Annotated in this window: 17 protein-coding genes; 3 read left to right on the top strand and 14 right to left on the bottom strand. The window is 69.1% G+C overall.

The features are described from left to right. Nucleotides 1-32: 32 nt before the first annotated feature. Entirely contained in the window at nt 33-488 is a 456-nt protein-coding gene (locus QSK25_RS15740; RefSeq protein WP_285639009.1) for a COG4315 family predicted lipoprotein, read from the bottom strand. Nucleotides 489-654: 166 nt separating this feature from the next. Between QSK25_RS15740 and QSK25_RS15735 the strand changes: the two genes are divergently transcribed. Then, complete coding sequence (locus tag QSK25_RS15735; RefSeq protein ID WP_285639007.1) at nt 655-1,896, top strand: CHRD domain-containing protein; 1,242 nt, start codon at nt 655-657, stop codon at nt 1,894-1,896. A gap of 52 nt (nt 1,897-1,948) precedes the next feature. Here the strand turns inward: QSK25_RS15735 and QSK25_RS15730 are convergent, their stop codons facing one another. From QSK25_RS15730 to dctA, 6 genes are all read right to left on the bottom strand, one after another. Beyond that, nucleotides 1,949-3,277 (bottom strand): SulP family inorganic anion transporter, encoded by a 1,329-nt coding sequence (locus QSK25_RS15730; protein WP_285639006.1) that lies wholly within the window; start codon nt 3,275-3,277, stop codon nt 1,949-1,951. Nucleotides 3,278-3,290: 13 nt separating this feature from the next. Then, on the bottom strand, nt 3,291-3,764 hold the full coding sequence (locus tag QSK25_RS15725) for a carbonic anhydrase (protein WP_285639005.1): 474 nt from the start codon (nt 3,762-3,764) through the stop codon (nt 3,291-3,293). Nucleotides 3,765-3,925: 161 nt separating this feature from the next. Beyond that, entirely contained in the window at nt 3,926-4,243 is a 318-nt protein-coding gene (locus tag QSK25_RS15720; protein WP_285639004.1) for a hypothetical protein, read from the bottom strand. Between the two features lie 489 nt (nt 4,244-4,732). Then, nucleotides 4,733-6,238 carry a glutamate synthase subunit beta gene (locus QSK25_RS15715; RefSeq protein WP_285639003.1) on the bottom strand — a complete coding sequence of 502 codons (1,506 nt, stop codon included), beginning with the start codon at nt 6,236-6,238 and terminating at the stop codon, nt 4,733-4,735. Continuing rightward, nucleotides 6,231-10,754 carry a glutamate synthase large subunit gene (gene gltB / locus QSK25_RS15710; protein ID WP_285639002.1) on the bottom strand — a complete coding sequence of 1,508 codons (4,524 nt, stop codon included), beginning with the start codon at nt 10,752-10,754 and terminating at the stop codon, nt 6,231-6,233. The genes QSK25_RS15715 and gltB overlap by 8 nt, the downstream gene beginning before the upstream one ends. 514 nt (nt 10,755-11,268) lie before the next feature. Further along, nucleotides 11,269-12,627 carry a C4-dicarboxylate transporter DctA gene (dctA, locus tag QSK25_RS15705; protein WP_285639001.1) on the bottom strand — a complete coding sequence of 453 codons (1,359 nt, stop codon included), beginning with the start codon at nt 12,625-12,627 and terminating at the stop codon, nt 11,269-11,271. A gap of 110 nt (nt 12,628-12,737) precedes the next feature. Here dctA and QSK25_RS15700 point away from each other — a divergent pair, with 110 nt between their 5' ends. Next, nucleotides 12,738-13,637, top strand: a complete 900-nt coding sequence (locus QSK25_RS15700) for a TAXI family TRAP transporter solute-binding subunit (RefSeq protein WP_285639000.1) — start codon at nt 12,738-12,740, stop codon at nt 13,635-13,637. Here QSK25_RS15700 and QSK25_RS15695 read toward each other — a convergent pair. The 3 genes from QSK25_RS15695 to lgt are packed head-to-tail and all read right to left on the bottom strand — an operon-like array spanning nt 13,606 to nt 16,689. Further along, the gene (locus tag QSK25_RS15695; RefSeq protein ID WP_285638999.1) at nt 13,606-14,979 is read right to left on the bottom strand and encodes a sensor histidine kinase; all 1,374 of its coding nucleotides are present in this window, start codon (nt 14,977-14,979) and stop codon (nt 13,606-13,608) included. The genes QSK25_RS15700 and QSK25_RS15695 overlap by 32 nt on opposite strands. Nucleotides 14,980-15,027: 48 nt before the next feature. After that, nucleotides 15,028-15,690, bottom strand: coding sequence for a response regulator transcription factor (locus QSK25_RS15690; protein ID WP_285638998.1), 663 nt, complete (start codon nt 15,688-15,690; stop codon nt 15,028-15,030). A gap of 3 nt (nt 15,691-15,693) precedes the next feature. After that, nucleotides 15,694-16,689, bottom strand: a complete 996-nt coding sequence (lgt, locus tag QSK25_RS15685) for a prolipoprotein diacylglyceryl transferase (protein WP_285639392.1) — start codon at nt 16,687-16,689, stop codon at nt 15,694-15,696. 259 nt (nt 16,690-16,948) lie between these two features. On the opposite strand from lgt, the gene QSK25_RS15680 reads away from it, so the two are divergent. Beyond that, nucleotides 16,949-18,097, top strand: a complete 1,149-nt coding sequence (locus QSK25_RS15680) for an FAD-dependent oxidoreductase (RefSeq protein ID WP_285638997.1) — start codon at nt 16,949-16,951, stop codon at nt 18,095-18,097. On the opposite strand, the gene QSK25_RS15675 is transcribed toward QSK25_RS15680, so the two are convergent. The 4 genes from QSK25_RS15675 to trpC all read right to left on the bottom strand — a co-directional run bounded on the left by QSK25_RS15675 (nt 18,094) and on the right by trpC (nt 21,910). Next, nucleotides 18,094-18,654: a Uma2 family endonuclease gene (locus tag QSK25_RS15675; protein WP_285638996.1), complete on the bottom strand. Its 561-nt coding sequence runs from the start codon at nt 18,652-18,654 to the stop codon at nt 18,094-18,096. The two genes, QSK25_RS15680 and QSK25_RS15675, sit on opposite strands and share 4 nt — an antisense overlap. A 399-nt stretch (nt 18,655-19,053) precedes the next feature. Beyond that, nucleotides 19,054-19,845 carry a tryptophan synthase subunit alpha gene (gene trpA, locus QSK25_RS15670; RefSeq protein ID WP_285638994.1) on the bottom strand — a complete coding sequence of 264 codons (792 nt, stop codon included), beginning with the start codon at nt 19,843-19,845 and terminating at the stop codon, nt 19,054-19,056. After that, nucleotides 19,845-21,065, bottom strand: coding sequence for a tryptophan synthase subunit beta (gene trpB / locus QSK25_RS15665; protein WP_285638993.1), 1,221 nt, complete (start codon nt 21,063-21,065; stop codon nt 19,845-19,847). Before trpB ends, trpA begins: the two co-directional genes overlap by 1 nt. Before the next feature lie 35 nt (nt 21,066-21,100). Then, nucleotides 21,101-21,910 carry an indole-3-glycerol phosphate synthase TrpC gene (gene trpC / locus QSK25_RS15660; protein WP_285638991.1) on the bottom strand — a complete coding sequence of 270 codons (810 nt, stop codon included), beginning with the start codon at nt 21,908-21,910 and terminating at the stop codon, nt 21,101-21,103. Nucleotides 21,911-21,970: the final 60 nt, after the last annotated feature.

Below are 21,970 nucleotides of genomic sequence, written 5' to 3'. Positions count from 1 at the left end.
TAGCCGCATACACCCGAACGGCCCAGTGTTCATCAGCTCTTCTTGACGAGTTTCCCGTCCGCGGCGATGGCGAACCACTCGTCGTCGACGCCCTGGCCGTTCACGTCACCGGCGACCTGGTCACCCACGTAGTAGTACAGCGGCCACTTCCCGTAGACGGCCTGCGAGCTCTCGTCGAGCTGCGAGACGAGCTTCGCGTCGGCGCCGTCCTTCGCCTCCACTGTGGACTGCGAGGTCAGGGCGGGCCACACCGCGATGCAGCCGGCGTCGCACTCGGCGGGTTTGTTCTCGTTCTTGGTGAACGCGTAGAGCGTCCGTCCCGTCTGGTCGACGAGGATCGGGCCGAGCTCGGACTGTGCGATCTTCACCTCGGTGTTCGCGGGGACCCCCTGCTGGGCGCCCTGCTGTTGCGGCGCTTCACCTCCGCACGCGGCGAGCCCGGCGAGCAGGGCGGGCAGGGCGGGCAGAATTCCCATACGTACGCGCATCTTCGTCTCCTAGCGGGGGTGTCCTGTTCCGACGTTGACACGTGATGAGACGCGGTTCGGTTCAGCCGGAGAATTCTTGAACCGAACCTGGCCGCGGCCCGTGTCGGTCATGTCGGGTCCGCCAGACCCCCCGACTCCCACTCGTGGAGCCTTGGAGCCCAATCCCATGTCTGTCAACAAAACCGTCGCTGCCGCATGCCTTCTCTCGGCCGGACTCGGCCTCGGCGTCGTCACGCCGGCGTCCGCTCAGGACGCGGTGACCGTCAAGATCACGAACACGGCCGGCTACGAGGCGAGCTTCTGCGCCGCCGACCAACTGGAGGGCCGCTGCCTCGACAGCACCGAGAAGGGCGAGACCCGCACCTTCACCGTGCAGCCCGGCCGCGGCCAGATCGAGGTCCGCGTGGTCGTGAAGAACGGCGGCTCTGCGTTCGAGAACTTCACCGCCGACGGCACCACCCTGAACGTCGACGCGGGTGGCTCGGCCGCGAAGCCCACCGCCACGAAGGCGGGCGCCGGTCAGGACCACGGCGCGGGTCACGGCACGCCCCCGCCGCCCAGCCAGGCCCAGCCCCCCGCGCAGAACCAGCCGCCGGTCAAGCCCGCGACCGGCAAGCCGCTGTTCTTCGCAGCCGACCTCGACGGCCGCCAGGAGGTCCCTACGGCCGGTGGACCGGCCGTCGGTGACGACGACGCCTCGGCGAAGGCCCTGGTCGAGGTCCGCGGCGACCGCGTGACGTTCGCGGTGCAGTGGCAGAAGACCTCACAGCTCACCCTCGGCCACATCCACCAGGGCGCGGCCGGTCAGAACGGCGCGGTCAAGGTCAACCTGTTCACCACGCCGATGCCGGAGACGCTGAGCGCGGCCGCCGGGCAGACCGTGGTCGACGCGAAGCTCGCCGAGGACATCCGCAAGAACCCGGCCGGGTTCTACGTGAACCTGCACAGCACCGAGAAGCCCGGCGGCGCCGTGCGTGGTCAGCTCAAGCCGCTGACCAGGAAGATCAACCCGCTCGACATCGTCAAGGGCGGCAAGCTGCGCGCGTTCTCCAACGGCCGCAACGAGGTCCCGGTGGCGAACGGCCCGAAGGTCGGTGACCCGGACGGCCAGGCCATCACGTTCGTGCAGCCCACCGCGACCGGTGTCGACTTCTCGCTGGCGTGGGTGAACATCGACGCGCCGACCCTCGGCCACGTCCACCAGGGCGCCCGGGGCGTGAACGGCGACGTCAAGATCACGTTCTTCGGCACGGCCGTCCCGAACGGCGTCTTCGCGGTCTCGGGTTCCGCCCAGGCCGACCGGGCCACGCTGGACGCGCTGCGCAAGTCCCCCAAGGACTTCTACTCGAACATCCACACGGGACCGTTCCCCGGTGGCGCGGTCCGCGGTCAGTTCACGACCCACTGACGGCCGGCTGAATGAGAAAGCGCCGCGACCCCGCGGTCGCGGCGCTTTTCTGCTACCTGCCGACCAGGTCGACGGTCTTGCCCGCCCGCCGCGACTGGTCCACCCACTGGTCGATCGCCTGCCCGCAGGCCTGGTCGAGGTGCCTGACCCCGCTCAGGTCCATCCGGACGTGCTCGCGGTCCACCCGGTCGAGCTCGTCCAGCAGCACGGGCAGCCGCAGGAACGTCGCGTTGCCGCGCAACGCCACCCCCTCCGGCGTCACGGTCACCTGGAGCCGGGACACGTCCCAGGCGGTCTTGATGACCGCCGCCAGCAGACCGGCCACGGTGCCGGTCAGCAGGTCGGTGCCCACGATGAGACCCGCGGTCAGGACGAAGACGAAGCCCTCGGCCTTGTCCGTGCGCCACAACGAGACCACTTCACGCAGGCCGAGCAGCTTCCAGCCCGCGTGCACCAGCACCGCCGCCAGCACGGCCACCGGGATCAGCGTCAGCAACCCCGGCAGCAGCACCACGAACAACAGCAGCCACACGCCGTGCAGCACCCGGGACGCCTTCGTCCGGGCACCGGCGTTGACGTTGGCCGCGCTGCGCACGATCACGGCCGTCATGGGCAACGCGCCCAGCAGACCGCAGATCGTGTTGCCGACGCCCTGTGCGACCAGTTCCTTGTTGTACTGCGTGCGCGGCCCGGTGTGCATCCGGTCGACAGCGGCCGCGCTGAACATCGACTCGGCCGAGGCGACGAGGGCGAACACCACCGCCGTGCCGATGACCCCGGTGCCGATCAACGAGAAGTCCGGCAGGTGCACGTCCGTGGAGAGCGTTCCCACGGTGATGCGGTCGACCGGCGTGGCGAACACCGCCGCGATCGCGGTGCAGACCACCACGCCCACGAGGATGCCCGGCACCACCTTCAGCGGGGTGCGCTGCCAGAGCAGCATGATCAGCACGGTGAGCAGGCCCAGCGCGAAGGCGACGGGCGAGACCACCAGGTGCCTGAGCTGACCGAAGATCAGCACGAGCCCGATGCCCGCGAGCATGCCCTGCACGACGGACGGCGAGATCGCGCGGAACCACCGCCCGCACCTCAATAAGCCCAGCGCGACCTGCAGCAGGCCCGCACCGAGGACGATGACGCCCAGCGCCGCGATCCCGTGCCGGCTGACGGCATCCGCCACCAGCACCGTCAAACCGGCGGCCGGTCCGCTCACCTGCATCGAGCTGCCCGGCAGCAGGCCGACGACGATGCCGCCGACCACTCCGGTCACGATGCCGAGTTCGGCCGGCACCCCGGACGCCACCGCCACACCGACGCACAGCGGCAACGCCACGAGGAACACGACGACCGACGCGCCGATGTCGGTCCAATGCTTCTTCATCACGTCGAGACCCCTACAGCGGAAGGAAAGCGTGCTCTGCGCACGCGGAGACCTCGCCGGTCTCGATGTCGTAGAACCAGCCGTGGACGCGCAACGACCCGGCGGCGACCTTCTCCGCCACGAACGGGTACGCCAGCAGGACCTCCAGCTGGGCGCGGACGTGCTCCTGACCTTCCGGGCGCATGGCGGGACCGGACGCCTGCCGAGGCTGTCCGGGACGCAGCCAGCCGCGCATCGCGGGCAGGTGGTCGATGCCGCCGCCGTTCAACGCGCCCACCGCACCGCAGTGCGAGTGGCCGCAGACGACGATCTCGCTCACGCCGAGCTGGAGCACGGCGAACTCGATCGTGGCCATCTCGCTGGATGGCGAGGTGAGCGAATAGGGCGGGATGACGTTGCCCGCGGTGCGCATCTCGAACAACGAACCGGGCTCGGCGCCGGTGATGGCGGCCGTCACGATCCGCGAATCCGCGCACGTGATGAACATCGTCGTGGGTTGCTGACCTGCCGCGAGCTTGCGGCCGAGCGCACTCGAACGCGAAGCGGCGTGTGCGCGGGCATGCTGAACAAAGCGATGGAAGTCCATTGGAGTCCCTCACTGCGATAGGTAAAAGGTGTTCGGTTAGACCCGGGGAGAGACAGGTCCGATCAGTTGCGGAACACCTGCAACGCAGGAGGTGTGCGCCAGACCGCTATCGGTTCGGCGTTGGACACGAGCACGAGAACACCGGGAACAGCGCGCGGCGTGAACACGGTGACGAACGTCGGGGCGGCCACCTTGGACGAACGGTCGACGGAACTCACCAACAGGCGCAGGCGGCTCGTCTCGCGCTCCTCGCGGGGCGCTTCCTCCTTGGGGGCGGACGTCTTCGACTTCGGTGGCGGGGCACCGATCGACGCGGTCGACACGGCCGGGGTGAGCACTGCGCAGAGCGCGACGATGACAGCGAGAAGAACACTGCGCATGGTCACACCCCCAACCGAGTCGATCTACAGTTATCAGTTTCGCCCGAAATGGACAACTTCCGCGATATGCGCTCTCAACTTTGCCCGGAACACACACGACTTTCACCCGAAAGGTTCTCCGGTCTCACGGAAAGATACGGATGCGCAGAGTGATCGCCAAGCGGGTGGACTATGCCGAAAGAGTGCTCACCGAATCGGTGGTACATAGGCAACCAATGCGATGCGTAACCAAATCTCGCGGGAGACTCCCCAGCCGCCCGTCAGCCATCGGCGCACCGCGTGGAATGTGGCGATCCTGACACCAATCCGACCGGGGTTGCACACCGAATAAGCGATTTTCCCGGAAGTTCACCCCGTTGACAGGATTCAAGCCGGGAAATGCGGTACGGGCGCCGTGCACCGCGCGGGACTCCCGGAAAAGGCGAACGCCCCGCGCGACTCCGTTGTCGCGCGGGGCGTCATGCTGCTCTCCGCTGTCGGACGCCGTTGTCAGACCACAGCGAGCGGAAGCTGGTTCGGGATGACCGGCGAAGGCAGGTTCGAGGAACCCGTGAGGAACTTGTCCACGGCGTTGGCCACGGACCGACCCTCGGCGATCGCCCACACCACCAGGGATGCGCCGCGGTGGGCGTCCCCGCAGACGAACACGCCGGGCGCGCTCGTCTGCCAGTCGGAGCCGCACGAGATCGTGCCGCGCTGCGTCAGCGAGATGCCGAGGTCGTCCAGCAGCCGCATGTGCTCGACGCCCTCGAAACCGATGGCCAGCAGCACCATGTCCGCGGGCAGGACCTCGACCTCGTCGGACAGCGGCACGACCGAACGACGGCCGGAGGAGTCCTTCTCGACCCGCACCTGCTGCAGTTCGATGAACCGCACGTGGCCCTCGTCGTCACCCACGAAACGCTTGACCGCCACGGTGAAGCGGCGCTCGCCGGCCTCCTCGTGCGCGGGGTACGTGCGCAGGATGTGCGGCCACACCGGCCACGGCGAGCGGTCGTCGTCGCGGACCGACGGCGGCATCGGGTACTGGTCGAGCTGCGTCACGGACAGCGCGCCCTCGCGGGTCGCGGTGCCGTAGCAGTCGGCGCCCGTGTCGCCACCGCCGATGACGATGACGTGCTTGCCCTCGGCGGAGAACGACGACGGCCCGTCCCCCTCGACGGCGCGGTTCGCGGGGACCAGGTGGTCCATCGCGAGGTGCACGCCCTGGAGCTCACGTCCGGGAGTCGTCTTGTCGTCACGGCCGCGCAGAGCGCCCACGGCGAGCACGACGGAGTCGAACTCGGCCCGCAGCTGCTCGACGGTGATGTCGACGCCGACCTCGCAGCCGGTGACGAACTTGGTGCCCTCCTTGCGCAGCTGCGAGAGCCTGCGGTCGAGGACCTTCTTCTCCATCTTGAACTCGGGGATGCCGTACCGCAGCAGCCCGCCCAGACGGTCATCGCGCTCGTACACCACGACCTCGTGGCCCGCGCGGGTCAGCTGCTGCGCGGCGGCGAGCCCGGCCGGACCGGAGCCGACGATCGCGACGCGCTTGCCCGACGACACGGCCGCCTGGGACGGCTGCACGTAGCCGTTCTCCCACGACATGTCCGCGATCGTCTCTTCGACGCGCTTGATCGCCACGGCGCCACCCGCGTCGTGCGAGATCGACAGCACGCAGGCGGCCTCGCACGGCGCCGGGCACAACCGGCCGGTGAACTCCGGGAAGTTGTTGGTGGCGTGCAGGCGGTCCGAGGCCAGCTCCCAGTCGCCGCGGCGCACCAGGTCGTTCCACTCGGGGATCAGGTTCCCGAGCGGACAGCCCGCGGTTCCGCTGTGGCAGAAGGGGATGCCACAGTCCATGCACCGCGTCGCCTGCGTGCGCACGGCGGCGTTGCGCTCCTCCGGGGCTTCCTGGAGGTAGACCTCGTTCCAGTCCTGCAACCTCTCCGGCTTCGGACGCTTCGGCGCGTCGGAGCGGGAGAACTTCATGAATCCCTGTGGATCAGCCACGAGACGCCTCCATGACAGCCGCGTCAACGTCCCGGCCCTCAGCGCGGGCGAGGCGCATGGCCTCGAGAACGCGCTGGTAGTCGCCGGGCATGACCTTCGTGAACGCACCGGCCCGACGGGTCCAGTCCCCGAGCAGCGACGCGGCGACGGCGGAACCCGTGGCCTCGTGGTGCTTGGTGACGGCGTCCTTGAGCCAACGCAGGTCCTCGGCGCTGAGGCGCTGCAGATTCACCATCTCCTGGTTCACCGACAGGGGATCCAGGTCCAGCACGTACGCGATGCCGCCGGACATGCCGGCCGCGACGTTGCGCCCGGTCGGCCCGAGCACCACGGCCCGGCCACCGGTCATGTACTCGAACGCGTGGTCGCCCACGCCCTCCGCCACGAGCAGCGCGCCGGAGTTGCGGACGCAGAAGCGCTCGCCGACGCGGCCGCGCAGGAAGACCTCACCGGACGTCGCGCCGTAGCCGATCACGTTGCCCGCGATCACCTGCTGCTCGGCGGCGAACGGCGCGTCGTCGTGCGGCCGGACGATGATCCGCCCGCCGGACAGGCCCTTGCCGACGTAGTCGTTCGCGTCGCCGACCATCTCGAGCGTGATGCCGCGCGGCAGGAACGCGCCGAGCGACTGCCCGGCCGACCCGGTCAGCTTGACCCGGATCGTGTCGTCCTCCAGGCCCTCGCCGCCGAAGCGGCGGGTGACCTCGGCGCCGAGCAGTGTGCCGACCGTGCGGTTGACGTTGCGGACGGGCAGCTCCAGCTTCACCTGGTGCGCGTCCTCCAGCGCCGCCTCGGCGAGCTGGATCAGCGTGCGGTCCAGCGCCTTGTCGAGGCCGTGGTCCTGGTCGCGGACCTTGCGCTTCGCCGTCGGGTACGGCGTTTCCGGCACCTCGAACACCGGCGCGAGGTTCAGGCCCTCGGTCTTCCAGTGCTCGATCGCCTCGTCCTTGTCGAGCAGCTCCGCGTGCCCGACGGCCTCGTCGATCGTGCGGAAACCGAGCTCGGCCAGGATCTCGCGGGCCTCCTGCGCGATGAACTCGAAGAAGTTCACGACGTGCTCGGCCTGGCCGGTGTAGCGGGCGCGCAGGTCCGGGTTCTGCGTGGCGACGCCGACCGGGCACGTGTCCAGGTGGCAGACGCGCATCATCACGCAGCCCGCGACGATCAGCGGCGCGGTCGCGAAGCCGAACTCCTCGGCACCGAGCAGCGCGGCGACCACGACGTCGCGGCCGGTGCGCATCGCGCCGTCGACCTGGACCGTGATGCGGTCACGCAACCCGTTGAGCAGCAACGTCTGCTGGGTCTCGGCGAGGCCGATCTCCCACGGCGTGCCGGCGTGCTTGAGCGAGTTCATCGGCGAGGCACCGGTGCCGCCGTCGTAGCCGGAGATCAGCACGACGTCCGCGTGGGCCTTCGCCACACCGGCGGCGACCGTGCCGACACCGATGGACGAGACGAGCTTCACGTGAACCCGCGCCTGCTCGTTCGCGTTCTTCAGATCGTGGATGAGTTGCGCCAGGTCCTCGATCGAGTAGATGTCGTGGTGCGGCGGCGGCGAGATCAGGCCGACACCCGGCGTGGAGTGCCGGGTGCGCGCGACCCACGGGTAGACCTTGAAGCCGGGCAGCTGGCCGCCCTCGCCGGGCTTCGCGCCCTGCGCCATCTTGATCTGGATGTCCGTGGAGTTCACGAGGTACTCGCTCGTGACGCCGAACCGTCCACTCGCGACCTGCTTGACCGCCGAACGGCGTTCCGGGTCGTACAGGCGCTCGCGGTCCTCGCCGCCCTCACCGCTGTTCGACCGGCCGCCGAGGCGGTTCATCGCGATGGCGAGGGTCTCGTGCGCCTCGGCCGAGATCGAACCGTACGACATGGCGCCGGTGTTGAAGCGCTTGACGATCGAGCTCACGGGCTCGACCTCGTCGATCGGGATCGGCGTGCGGCCCTCGTTGCGGAACTTGAAGAGCCCGCGCAACGTGCCGCCCTGCCGCGAGATGCGCTCGACCTCCGCCGTGTACTGGCGGAAGACGTCCTCCTTGCGCGTCTTCGTGGCGTGCTGCAGCAGGAACACCGTCTCCGGCGTGAACAGGTGCAGCTCGCCCTCGCGGCGGTACTGGTACTCGCCACCGACCTCGAGCCTGCGGTGCGCGCGCTCGGTCGGGTTGTCCGGGAACGCGCGGCGGTGGCGCACCGCGACCTCCTCGGCGAGCACGTCGAGTCCGGCGCCGCCGAGCTTCGACTGCGTGCCGGTGAAGTACTCGTCGAGCAGGTCGTTCGACAGGCCGACGGCCTCGAAGATCTGCGCCGCGGTGTAGGCGCCGACCGTCGAGATGCCCATCTTCGACATGATCTTCAGGACGCCCTTGACGAGCGCCTTGACGTAGTTGCGGATCGCCTTGTGCGCCGGGACACCGGTGATGGCGCCCTGGCTGATCAGGTCCTCGATCGTCTCGAACGCGAGGTACGGGTTGACCGCGGCGGCGCCGTAGCTCAGCAGGGCGGCGACGTGGTGGACCTCGCGGCAGTCACCGGACTCGACGACGAGCGCGACGCGCAGGCGTTCCTTGGTGCGCACCAGGTGGTGGTGCACCGCGGACACGAGCAGCAGCGACGGGATCGGCGCCATGCGGTGGTCCGAGTCCCGGTCGCTGAGCACCAGCGTCCGAGCGCCGTTCGCGATGGCCTCCGACGCCTCGCGGCGCACGCGCTCGATCGCGGCGGTCAGCGCCTCGCCGCCACCGTCCACCTCGTACAGTCCGGACAGGACGGTGCAGGCGAAGCCCGGCAGGTCGCCGTCGTCGTTGATGTGGATGAGCTTCGCGAGCTCGTCGTTGTCGATCACCGGGTAGTCGAGCGTGACGTGGCGGCACGAGACGGGGCCGGGGTCGAGCAGGTTCTGCTCGGGGCCCATCACGCGCTTGACCGACGTGACGATCTCCTCGCGGATCGCGTCCAGCGGCGGGTTCGTGACCTGCGCGAAGTTCTGCACGAAGTAGTCGTAGAGCAACCGGGAGCGCTGGCTCAGCGCCGCGACCGGGGTGTCGGTGCCCATCGAGGCCAGCGGCTCCATGCCCATGATCGACATGGGCGTGAGCAGGATCCGCAGCTCCTCCTCGGTGTAGCCGAAGGTGAGCTGGCGGCGCACGACGGACTCGTGGCTCTGCACGACGTGCTCGCGGTCCTGCAGGTCCGCGAGGTCGAGCAGGCCGGCGTGCAGCCACTCGTCGTAGGGCTGCTCCGACGCGAGGTTCGACTTGAACTCCTCGTCGTCGATGATGCGGCCCTGCGTGGTGTCCACGAGGAACATCCGGCCGGGCTGCAGGCGGCCCTTCGCGACGACCTGGTCGGACGGCACGTCGAGCACACCCGTCTCGGATGCCAGCACGACCCGGCCGTCGGCGGTCTGCCACCAGCGGGCGGGACGCAGGCCGTTGCGGTCCAGCACCGCGCCCACGAGCTCGCCGTCGGTGAACGTGACGCAGGCCGGGCCGTCCCACGGCTCCATCAGCGACGCGTGGAACTGGTAGAACGCACGGCGCTTCGGGTCCATCGTGGCGTGGTTCTCCCACGCCTCCGGGATCATCATCAGCACCGCGTGCGGCAGGCTGCGGCCGCCGAGGTGCAGCAGCTCCAGCACCTCGTCGAACGACGCGGAGTCCGAGCCGTCCGGGTTGCAGATCGGGAACAGCCGCGCGAGGTCGCCCGGGATCAGATCGCTGTCCAGCAACGCCTCGCGTGCGCGCATGCGGTTGCGGTTGCCGCGGACGGTGTTGATCTCACCGTTGTGCGCGACGAACCGGAACGGGTGCGCGAGCGGCCACGAGGGGAACGTGTTCGTGGAGAAACGGCTGTGCACCAACGCGATCGCCGTGTAGAGGCGTTCGTCGTGCAGGTCCGGGAAGAACGCCGGCAGCTGCTCGGTCGTCAGCATTCCCTTGTAGACGATCGTTCGTGCCGAAAGGGACGGGAAGTAGACGCTGCCCTCGTGCTCGACCCGCTTGCGCAGGGCGAAGGCGAGGCGGTCCAGGGCGATCCCGGCCTCGTCGCGCGTGCCCTTCACGAAGAGCTGCGCGAAGTGCGGTGCCACCGACATCGCGGTCGGGCCGACGTTGGCCTTCTCCGGGTCCGTCGGGACGTCGCGCCAGCCGAGGACCTCGAGGCTCTCCTGCTCGGCGATGCGTTCGATCTCCTGCATCGCGGCGGCGCGTTCTTCGGTCTCGAACGGCAGGAAGGCGATTCCCGCCGCGTACTGCCCGCGCTCGGGCAGGTCGAACTCGACGACAGCGCGCAGGAACTCGTCCGGCAGCTGAAGAAGAATGCCAGCACCATCGCCGGAGGTGGGCTCGGCGCCCGCGGCTCCTCGGTGCTCCAGGTTCGCCAGCGCCGTCAGGGCATCGCTCACGATGCCGTGGGAACGCCTGCCCTGGATGTCGGCCACCATCGCGACACCACAGGCGTCGCGCTCGTCAGACGGGTCGTACAGACCCTGGGGGCCGGGGATGGCGGAGAAGATCACTGCGCAGACCTCCTTCGTCGTCCTCGCGTAAAAGACTGAAAGTCCTCGTGCTCAGACCTCGAACCAACAGGTGGGAGCACGGGACGACGATGGCCCGCGTGTTGACGCGACTTTAACAGCCGCGAAACCCAGGGACACCCGCCAATGGGTGATCTAGGTCATGGATGTGTAACGATTCCCCGCTGGGGAACGACATTGCGGCCAACGTCGAGGTTCGTTACAGCCGAGTAAGCGTAACCGACCGTTCAACTCCGGCCAGTCGAGTGAGAGTTGCGCGACACTCCCGGTTTGTCACTGGTTGAGCTGGGTAATCAGATGTTTTTGCTGTTCAGCAGCCTGCCGTCCCAGTTAGCGGACGCTCACGCGCGTTCCTCCGCGACCGTTGCGCACCAAACAAAAGACCGAGGCCCCGTTCACCCCGCGCCGCATGCGGGGAGAGCGGGACCTCGGCATACACGGAGGTCGCAGGTCGCGTGGCTGGAGGCGGGAAGAGTCGCCTCCAGCCACGGACGTCCTAGTGAGCCGCGACAGGCTCCTTCTTGTCGTCGTTCTCGCCGGTCTGCTTCGCGAGCAGGTCGTCGACGTCGACGCTGTCCGGGTTGTTGAGGACGTGCGTCAGGCGCTCCTTGTCGAGGCCCTTCTGCCAGGCGGCGACCACGAGCGAGCCGACACCGTTGCCGATCACGTTCGTGATGGCGCGGGCCTCCGACATGAAGCGGTCGATGCCGACGATCAGCGCGATGCCGACCGCGGGGATGGCCGAGTGGGCCTCGAAGGCCTGCAGCGAGGCGGCGAGGGTGACGAGGCCGGCACCGGTGACGCCCGCCGCGCCCTTCGACGCGATCAGCATGAAGAGCAGCAGACCGATCTGGACACCGATCGACACGTCGTGACCCGTGGCCTGGGCGATGAAGATGGCGCCCATGGTGAGGTAGATGCAGGTGCCGTCGAGGTTGAACGAGTAGCCGGTCGGGATGGTGAGGCCGACGACCGACTTCTGGGCGCCCGCCGCCTCCAGCTTGACCATCATGCGCGGCAGCACCGACTCGGAGGACGACGTGCCGAGGACGATCAGGATCTCGTCCTTGATGTAGCGCAGGAACTTGAAGAGGCTGAAGCCCGCGAACTTCGCGACGAGGCCGAGGACCACGATCACGAACAGGATGCAGGTGGCGTAGAAGGAACCCATCAGCCACAGCAGCTTGCCGAGGACGCTGCCGCCGAACTTGCCGACGGTGTAGGCGATGCCGCCGAAGGCGCCGATCGGGGCGACGTACATGACGATCTTGATGATGCCGAACATGACCTTCGACAGCGTCTCCATGGCGGAGACGACCTTGGCACCGCGCTCGCCCATGCCGGCGACCGCGACGGCCACCAGGATCGCGACCACGAGCACCTGGATCAGCTGACCGTCGGTGAAGGCGCTGACGAACGACTTCGGCACCAGGCTCAGGATGAAGCCGGTGACACCGGTCTCCGCGGTCGAGGCGGACTTCAGCGTCGCGTCGGCCTGGCTCGCGTTCAGCGTGATCTCACCGCCGTGGTGACCCGGCTGCACGATGTTCACGACGATGAGGCCGATGGCGAGCGCCACCGTGGTCATCGCGGTGAAGTAGAGGATCGTGCGGAGGGCGAGGCCACCCGCCTTGGCGAGGTTTCCGAGACCCGCGATGCCGACGATGATCGTCGCGAAGATGGTCGGCGCGATCACGACCTTCACGAGGTTCACGAACAGGTCCGCGAGCCACTTCATCTCGGACGCCTGTTTGGGGAACAGGAAGCCGACGAGTGCGCCCAGCACGATGGAGACGAGCACCCAGAAGTAGAGGTGCTTGTAGATCGGTTTGCGCCCTGTGGTCGTGGTGGCCACTGTTCCTCCTTGAACTACGTGTTGCGAAGAGAGTGAGCCGCGCCACCACGACCGACAAGCCGACGTAGGGAAACTTCAGACAGCCCTGACGTAACAGCTAGGCTTCATCGGTGTCGTTCAGCCGTCGCACGCTTCTGCTAGGGGCCGGGCTGGCTCTCGCCGGGTGCACCCCGCGCAGGGTCGAGGCGCCCGCTGAACTGGTGCTCGCCACCGGCCCCGAGGGTGCGGTGTTCCGCGAGGTCGGAGGGGCGCTGGCGGCGGCGCTGGCCGAGCAACTGCCCGGCACGAAGGTCACCGCGATCCCCACGGCTGCGTCGGTGGAGAACCTCCAACTGTTGCGATCAGGTGAAGCACAGCTGGCGTTGTCCTCTTTGGACCCCATCGACGACCCGCAGAGCGTTCGCGCGGTCGGCCGGCTCTACGACAGCTTCATGCAGATCGCCGTCCCGGCTGCCTCTTCGATACACACTTTCAGCGACCTTGCGGGCAAACGGATCTCCTTGGGGCCCGCCGGTTCCGGCACGGAGTTCACCGCCGAACGGATGCTGGGGTTCTTCGGTCTGTCCGCAATGGACGAACGGATGGCGCACGCGGAGGCGTCCCGGCGGGTCGCGAACGGGTCACTGGACGCGATGCTCGCGTTGACCGGCATCCCGACGCCCGCGATAACGGACCTCCAGGGCAACGTGCGGCTGATCAACATCCCCGACGAGGCGGTCAAGCTCGCCGAGAAGTACAAGGGCCCGTACATCCCGGCGACGATCCCCAGCACGACCTACGAGGACGTGGCGGCGAACCAGACGTTCGCGGTGCCGAACCTGCTGCTGGCGCGCGAGTCGTTGAGCGTTGACGTGGTCGAGGTCGTGACGCGGACGGTGTTCACCGAGACCGCGCGGATCGTCGAGGGGCACCCCGAGGCGTCGCGGATCAACGTCCGCACCGGGATCGCGACCGGGCTGGTGCCGCTGCACGACGGCGCTATGCGCTGGTTCCGTTCCGTGAAGCGCTGAGGGCGACCTTCACGTCCAGGCCCGGGCCGGCGTCGTGCAGGGTGAGCGTGCCGCCGGCCGACTCGATGAGTTCGGCGCAGATCGCGAGGCCCATGCCGGTGCCCGCGATGTTCTGGTGCTTGGTGGCACGCCAGAACCGTTGCAGCGCCAGTTCGCGTTCCTCGTGGGTGAGGCCGTCGCCGTTGTCGACGACGTGCAGCTCGCCCTGCGTGCCGGTCACCCTGACCTCGGTCGCGTTGGCGAGCCTGATGGCGTTGCTGACGAGTTCGTCCAGCACGCTGCCGAGGCCGCCGGGCGGTTCCTGCATGGTGAGGCCCTGCGGGACGTCGATGGTGAGGGTGACGCCGGTCTTGCTCGCGAGCGCCTGCCACGCCGGGCGGTGCGTCGTGAGGAGCTGGTCGATCTCGACGGGCTCGGTCTGGCGGGCGCTGTCGAGCCTGGTCGCGGCGAGCAACGTGTCGAGCACGCGGCCCATCTCCTCTGCCTCCTCGACCGCGATCTGATGCGCTTCCTTCGCGTCCTCGCCCTCGACGTGCGGGCCGAGGTTGTCGACGGCGAGCCGGAGACTCGCGAGCGGGTTGCGCAGCTGGTGCGAGGCGTCGGCGACGAAGGCCTTCTGCCTGTTCAGGGCCTTGCCGACGACGTCGACCATGGTGTTGAAGCTTCTCGCGAGCCGTCGGAGCTCCTGCGGCCCGCCGACCTCGTCCGCGCGCACGTCCAGGTTGCCCTGGGCGACGGCGGCCGTGGCCTCGTCGAGCCTGCCGACCGGCCGGAGCACCCAGCGCGACATGGGCCACGCGGCGGCGACCACGGCCAGCATCGGCGCGAGACCCGCGAGCGCCATGAGTCCCCACTGCCGCAGGACCTCGTTCCTGAGCCCGCGGGTCTGGGAGATGGTGACGACGGCGGCGACGACCTCGCTGTCCCGTCCGACCGGCTCGACCACGACCATCGGACCCGTGCGCCACGGCCAGCCCGTGTACTCGGGTTCGGGGCGCACGCCACCGTTCAGCGCGGTGTTGAGGGACTTGACGACCTCCGGGTCGTTGCTCGGGTCGAAGCCCTGCCGCGACGCGAGCAGGATCCGCCTGTCCGCACTCACGAGCGCGACGGGGATGTCGTAGAGGTTGTCGTAGCGCTGGATCTCCTGGCTCAACGCCTCCAGCCGGTCCGACTGCAACGCGCTCTCGCCGAGGCTCGCGAACCGGCTCGCGTCACCGAGGCGGTCGAGGTACGTCGTCTGGGTCTCGCGCTGCACGACCGCGGACGCCAAAGGGATGCCGAGCGCCGCGACCAGGGCGACGAGCAGCGGAACGGTGATGACGAGCAGTCGGCGGAGCATCAGCCGTGATTGTTCCGCACCTGCCTGTGGATGTCTCTCGGACACTCGTCACGTGGCGAGGCGGTACCCCACACCCCGGACCGTCTCGATCTTCACGCTGCTCCCGAGCTTCCCGCGCAGGGCCGCGATGTGCGTGTCGAGCGTCCGCGACGGCGCCTCCCAGTGTGCCTGCCACACCTGGTCGACGATGAAGTCGCGGCTCACGACCTCGCCCTTGCGGCTCGCGAGGAGCGCCAGGAGGTCGAACTCCTTGCGGGTGAGCGAAAGCTGCTCGCCGTCCAAAGTGGCCGTGCGCGTGGACGTGATGACCTGCAACGCCCCGACCTCGACCGGCGCCTCGCTCTCCGGCCCCGCGCGGTGCGTTCGGGTGCGCCGGAGCACGGCCTCGATCCGGGCCAGCAACTCCGACGTGCCGAACGGCTTCACCACGTAGTCGTCCGCGCCGGCCCTCAGCCCGAGCACGCGTTCGCGTTCCTCGCCGCGCGCCGTGACCGTGATGACGGCGGTGCCCGGACGGTGCCGCAACTCGCGCAGCACGTCCAGGCCGTCACCATCGGGCAGGCCCAGGTCCAGCAACACCACGTCGGCGGGCGCGGCACGCAGCGCGTCGGCGGCCGTGGCCACCCGATGCACCTCGTAACCCGCGTGCCGCAGTGCGGTCAGCAGGCCCCTGGCCACCCGGTCGTCATCCTCGACGACGAGCACGCGCACAAATCACTCCGGTTTGACGGACTCCGGGGAGTTCTTCTTCTCGGCGTCGCCTTCTGCGGCGACACCCTCTGCTTGCGTGGTCTCCGCGGTCTCGGCTTCGTCGGGCTCGGCTTCGCCGGCCACCCCGGCCTCCGTCGTCCCGCGCATCGCCGCGACGTCCTCACGTTCACCGCGCGACCTGGCGATGATGAAGTACGCCACCGCCCCGAAGAACACGAGCGCCGACACGAACACGTTCACCCGAGTGCCCAGGATGAGCGTCGCCTCATCCGTGCGCATGAGCTCGATCCAGAATCGCCCGGCCGTGTACCCGGCCACGTAGAGCGCGAACACCCGCCCGTGCCCGAGCCGGAACTTCCGGTCGGCCCACACGATCAGCAGAGCGACACCGAGGTTCCAGACGAGCTCGTACAGGAACGTCGGGTGCACGATCTGGATCGGCGTGTGGTCGATGGCGATGCCCGCCAGCGCGTCCTCACGACCCTCCGGCGTCACCCGCCGGTAGATCTCCAGCCCCCACGGCAACGTCGTGTCGCCGCCGTAGAGCTCCTGGTTGAAGTAGTTGCCGAGACGCCCTATCGCCTGCGCCACCACGATGCCGGGCGCCAGCGCGTCCGCCATCGCCGGCAACGGGATCCCCCTGCGCCGGCAGCCGATCCAGGCACCGACGGCACCCAGGGCGATGGCACCCCAGATCCCCAGGCCACCGTTCCAGATCTCCAGCGCCGCCAACGGGTTCTTGCCGGGCCCGAAGTACTTCTGGTTGTCCGTGATGACGTGGTAGAGCCGACCGCCGACCAGCCCGAACGGTACGGCCCACACGGCGATGTCGGTGACCTCGCCCTTGATGCCGCCGCGTTCGACCCAGCGACGCTCACCCCACCAGATGGCGACGATGATGCCGGCGATGATGCACAGCGCATAGGCCCTGATGGGGAGTGGACCGAGGTACCAAACACCGCGGTCGGGACTCGGGATCGTGGCCAGAAGGGCGTCCAACACGGCGACCACCGTACCGTCCGCGCTGTGAGCGCCTCGTTCGGACGCGCGATCGTTACCGAGCCAGAACCCCGCCGATCACGCCCGGGCCACCCGAAGATCACCCTCCGCACCCAAAACCCCAGGTGAGCAGCATGGCGGCGGGCGGCAGGGCGCGTTCTTCACCTCACCTCCCGAACCCGCCGTTCCGCGCCTTCCCGCGGTCGCGGCCGACCGAGATACTCGGACGCGGTCTCGGCGGACGCGCGAAGGGTCGTACATGACAGTCCTGGTGGTCGGCGGCGGTATCGGCGGACTGGCGACGGCTCTCGGGCTCGCCCGGGCCGGGCAGCGGGTGACCGTGCTGGAGGCCGCCCCCGCGTTCGAGGAGATCGGCGCGGGCATCCAGGTCGGCCCCAACGGCTTCCGGATGCTCGACGCCCTCGGTGTCGGTCCGGCGGTGCGGTCGCGGGCCGTGCACGTCGACGCGTGGCGGCTCCGGTGCGGCGTGTCCGGCAGGCTGATCGCCGGGTTGCCGATCGACGACGGGTTCCGGGCTCGGTTCGGCACCTATGCCGTGGTGCATCGCGACGACGTGCTCGCGCCGTTGCTCCACGCCTGCCAGAGCGACGAGCGGATCGACCTCAGGGTCGACAGCGGGGTCGAGGCGTACACGCAGGACGAGGACGGCGTCACGGCCGTGTTGCGGTCCGGAGACCTGGTGCACGGCACGGCGTTGGTCGGCGCCGACGGGTTGCGGTCCGCCGTGCGGCGGCAGCTCGTCGGGGACGGCGACCCTCAGGTTTCCGGGCACACCACCTTTCGTGCGGTCATTCCGGCGCGGGACGTGCCGCACTCGTTGAAGGAGGACGTGGTCACGCTCTGGGCGGGACCCCGCTACCACGTGGTCTGGTACGTCATCGCCGGCGGGCGGTACGTGAACCTCGTTGCCACGGCGGACAACGGGGCCACGGACCCCCTGAGCGGCAAGCCCGTCGAGCACGCTGACGTGATGCGGCACTTCACGCCGTTGTGCGATGACGCGGCCCGGGTCATGGAGCTCGCCGACGAGTGGCGGGCCTGGGTGTTGTGCGACCGCGCGCCGATCGCGGACTGGCAGGACTCACGCGTGGTGCTGCTCGGGGACGCCGCGCATCCCGTGTTGCAGTACGCCGCGCAGGGTGCGTGCCAGGCGTTGGAGGACGCGGTGTGCCTCGCCTCCGTGTTCGACCCTCGTGACGTGCGGGGCTCTTTTGCGCGGTACGTGGCGCTCCGGTCGGAGCGGGCCGCGCGCGTCCACCAGGCATCACGGTTCATGGGCCGGGAGGTCTACCACCTCGCCGGGGAGGCGGCGCTGGCCCGTGACGCGATGTTCGCCTCGTGGACCGTCGCCGACCTGCACGAACGGCTGGAGTGGCTCTACGGCTAGAACTTGATGGTCACCGGGAACGGCCGCTCGGCCTCCAGCACTCCGGCATCGCTCGTCGCGATCTCGACGTACTGGTCTCCCTGCAGTTCGAGCAGCGTGGCCTCGACGACCGGGCCGCTCGGGTCGACCATCAGGTAGTACGGAACGCGCGCGTCCGCGTACAGGCTGCGCTTCAGGCCCTCGTCGTTCAGCCGAGTGCTCGGCGAGAACACCTCACCGACCAGGACGACGTCCGACACCGGGAACATGACTCCCGCTTCCCGCGGCTTCACGACGGTGAAGTCCGGGATCACCAAGCGGCCGCTGGACAGCAGGACGTTCAGCTCGATCGTCGTCTTCAGGTGACCTGGACAGGCCGCGCGCAAGCAAGCGGCCGTATCGAACACCACTTCCTGGTGTCGAACGGACCCCAGCGGGCTCACGAGAAGCATCCCGTCGACGAGTTCGATGCGCTGGCTGTTGTCCTCGGGCAACGACAGGACGTCGTCGAGCGACCAAGGGCCCACGTGCCTCGGCAACAGGTACTGGTCTGGCGCCGTCTCTGCTGGAGCTGCCACAGGGCATCACCTCCGAAAACCGCCCGGCGAGTACCAGTGTGGCACGCCGGACGGATAGCTGGGTTGTGCATAGGGCCACGATCGCAGCTCGGACCGACGGTGAAGTGGGGTTTTGGCCCCGTTCGATCAGAATTCACTCGATCAGGTGTTCGAATCTGTGTAATCATATTGGAGGAACTCCAAAGACTCCGAAAGGAGGCAGGCGCTCCCCCCACAACCGAATACCCGCCATCCCGACAACCACTCGATGACGGGCACGACGTTCGACCTTCGAAAGCAATTCCGCGCCACCCGGCAACCATCACGGTGAAGCCGTCGCTGCAGAGGCGGCTTGACCAAGCGCTACAAAGCAAACCGCCCGGCCCACGAGGGCCGAGCGGTCTCACGAGGAACGGAGGGTCAGACAGTCGCAGCAGCCGACCGCACGCCCTTGGCGAGGTCCGCGGCCAACGCACGCACCGCGGCGTCGCCCTCGGCCACGGCCGACACGAACGCGGACCCCACGATGACGCCGTCAGCGAACCCGGCGATCTCGGCGGCCTGCGCACCGGACCGCACACCCAGCCCGACGCCGACGGGCAGCGTGGTGTGCTCCCGCACCCGTGCGACGAGCTCGGGCGCGGCGGACGACACGACGTCACGGGCGCCCGTGACGCCCATGACCGCGGTGGCGTAGAGGAAGCCGGACGAAGCGCGCGCGGTCATCGCGATGCGCTCCTCGGTCGACGACGGCGCCACCAGGAACGTCCGGTCGAGCCCGTGCGCGGCGGACGCGGCCATCCAGTCGTCGGCCTCGTCGGGGACGAGGTCGGGCGTGATGATGCCGAGGCCGCCGGCGGCGGCGAGGTCGCGCGCGAACGCGTCCACGCCGTAGCGCAGGACCGGGTTCCAGTACGTCATCACGACCGCACGACCGCCGGCCTCGGACACGGCGGAGACCACGTCGAACAGGTCGCTCACGCGGAAGCCCGCGGACAGCGCCTGCTCGGCGGCGGCCTGGATCGTCGGGCCGTCCATCACCGGGTCGGAGAACGGCAGGCCGACCTCGACCAGGTCACACCCGGACTCGACCATCGAACGGAGGTGGTCCTTGGAGCCGTCCACCGTGGGGAAGCCCGCGGGCAGGTAGCCGATCAGCGCGGCACGCGACTCGGCCTTCGCCGCGGCGAAAACGTCAGACAACGACGACATCAGGCCTGTCCCCCGTCAGCGAGGCCGAAGTACTTCACGGCCGTGTCCATGTCCTTGTCGCCACGCCCGGAGAGGTTCACGACGAGGAGTCCGTCCGGCCCGAGCGACGGTCCGATCTTCAGCGCGCCCGCGAGGGCGTGCGAGGACTCGATCGCCGGGATGATGCCCTCGGTGCGCGAGAGCAGGGCGAACGCCTCCATCGCCTCGGCGTCGGTGACCGGGAAGTACTCGGCGCGGCCGATGTCCTTCAGGTGCGAGTGCTCGGGACCCACGCCGGGGTAGTCGAGACCGGCGGAGATCGAGTGCGCCTCGGTGATCTGGCCGTCCTCGTCCTGCATGACGTACGACATCGCGCCGTGCAGCGAGCCGGGGGTGCCGGCCGTCAGGGTGGCGCCGTGGCTGCCGCTGTCGAGGCCGGAGCCGCCGGGCTCGACGCCGATCAGGCGGACGTCCTGGTCGTCGATGAAGCCGTGGAAGATGCCGATGGCGTTCGAGCCGCCGCCGACGCAGGCGATGACGGCGTCGGGCAGCCTGCCGGTCTTCTCGAGGACCTGCTCGCGCGCCTCGATGCCGATCACGCGGTGGAAGTCGCGGACGAGCAGCGGGAACGGGTGCGGGCCCGCGGCGGTGCCGAGCAGGTAGTGCGTCTCGTCCACGTTGGTGACCCAGTCGCGCAACGCCTCGTTGATCGCGTCCTTGAGGGTGCGCGACCCGGACTTCACCGGGATGACCTCGGCTCCGAGCAGGCGCATGCGCGCCACGTTCAGGGCCTGGCGCTCGGTGTCGACCTCGCCCATGTAGACGACGCAGTCGAGGCCGAGGAGCGCGCACGCCGTCGCGGTGGCCACACCGTGCTGGCCGGCGCCGGTCTCGGCGATGACGCGCTTCTTGCCCATGCGCTTGGTCAGCAACGCCTGCCCGAGGACGTTGTTGATCTTGTGGGAACCCGTGTGGTTGAGGTCCTCGCGCTTCAGCCACACCCTCGTACCGGCGTGCTCCGCGAACTTCGGGGCCTCGGTCAGCAGGGACGGACGGCCCGCGAAGTCCTTGAGCAGGCGCTGGAACTCGTTCACGAACTCCGGGTCGAGCCGCGCCTTGTCGTACTCCGCGGCCAGCTCGTCCACCGCGGCGATCAGGGCCTCCGGGACGAACCGGCCGCCCCACGGGCCGAAGTGGCCACGTGCGTCGGGATCGTGCGGTGTGGGCGTGAACTGGCCCATCGGGTAGCTCCTCTGAAGCTGTGTTTCGAACGTGCCTACCGGCTCGGCCGGGGGCACGCGGGGTGTGAGCCCGCGGTCACGAGCTTGTTCACGGCGGCCTTGGGGTCACCGCTGGTCACCAGGCTTTCGCCGACGAGCACCGCGTCAGCGCCCGCGCCGGCGTACGACATCAGGTCACCGGGCCCGGTCACGCCCGACTCGGCGATCTTGATCGTCTCGAAGGGTAGCCCCGGAGCGATCCTGCCGAAAACGTCTTTGTCGACCTCCAACGTGTGAAGGTTGCGCGCGTTGACGCCGATGACCGACGAACCCGCCTCCAGCGCCCGGTCGGCCTCCTCGGCCGTGTGCACCTCGACGAGCGCCGTCATGCCCAGTGACTCGACGCGGTCGAGCAGCGACACGAGCGCGTTCTGCTCCAGCGCGGCGACGATCAGCAGCACCAGGTCGGCGCCGTGCATGCGCGCCTCGTGCACCTGGTACGGCGACACGATGAAGTCCTTGCGCAGCAGCGGGATCTTCACCGTCCGGCGCACCGCGTCGAAGTCCGCCAGCGATCCGCCGAAGCGGCGCTGCTCGGTCAGCACGCTGATCACCGACGCGCCGCCCGCCTCGTACGCGGACGCGAGTTCGGCCGGCTCCGGGATCTCCGCCAGCGCGCCCTTGGAGGGGCTGCGGCGCTTGACCTCGGCGATGACACCCACGTTCGGCCCGCGCAACACCGACAGCACGTCGAGAGGCGGGGCGGTCTTGGCCGCGCGCTCCTTGACGACGTCGAAGGGCAACTGGGCCTCGCGAGCGGCGAGATCCTCACGCACACCTTCGAGGATCGATTCGAGAACCGTCACAGTCTTGCTCCCCTTCCCGCTACGGGGATGCTAACCCCGGCGGAGTAACGCCCCAGCCAC

The organism is Lentzea sp. NBRC 102530 (assembly GCF_030269365.1).
Taxonomy (GTDB): domain Bacteria; phylum Actinomycetota; class Actinomycetes; order Mycobacteriales; family Pseudonocardiaceae; genus Lentzea.
This window is presented reverse-complemented; position numbering and strand designations above follow the sequence as displayed.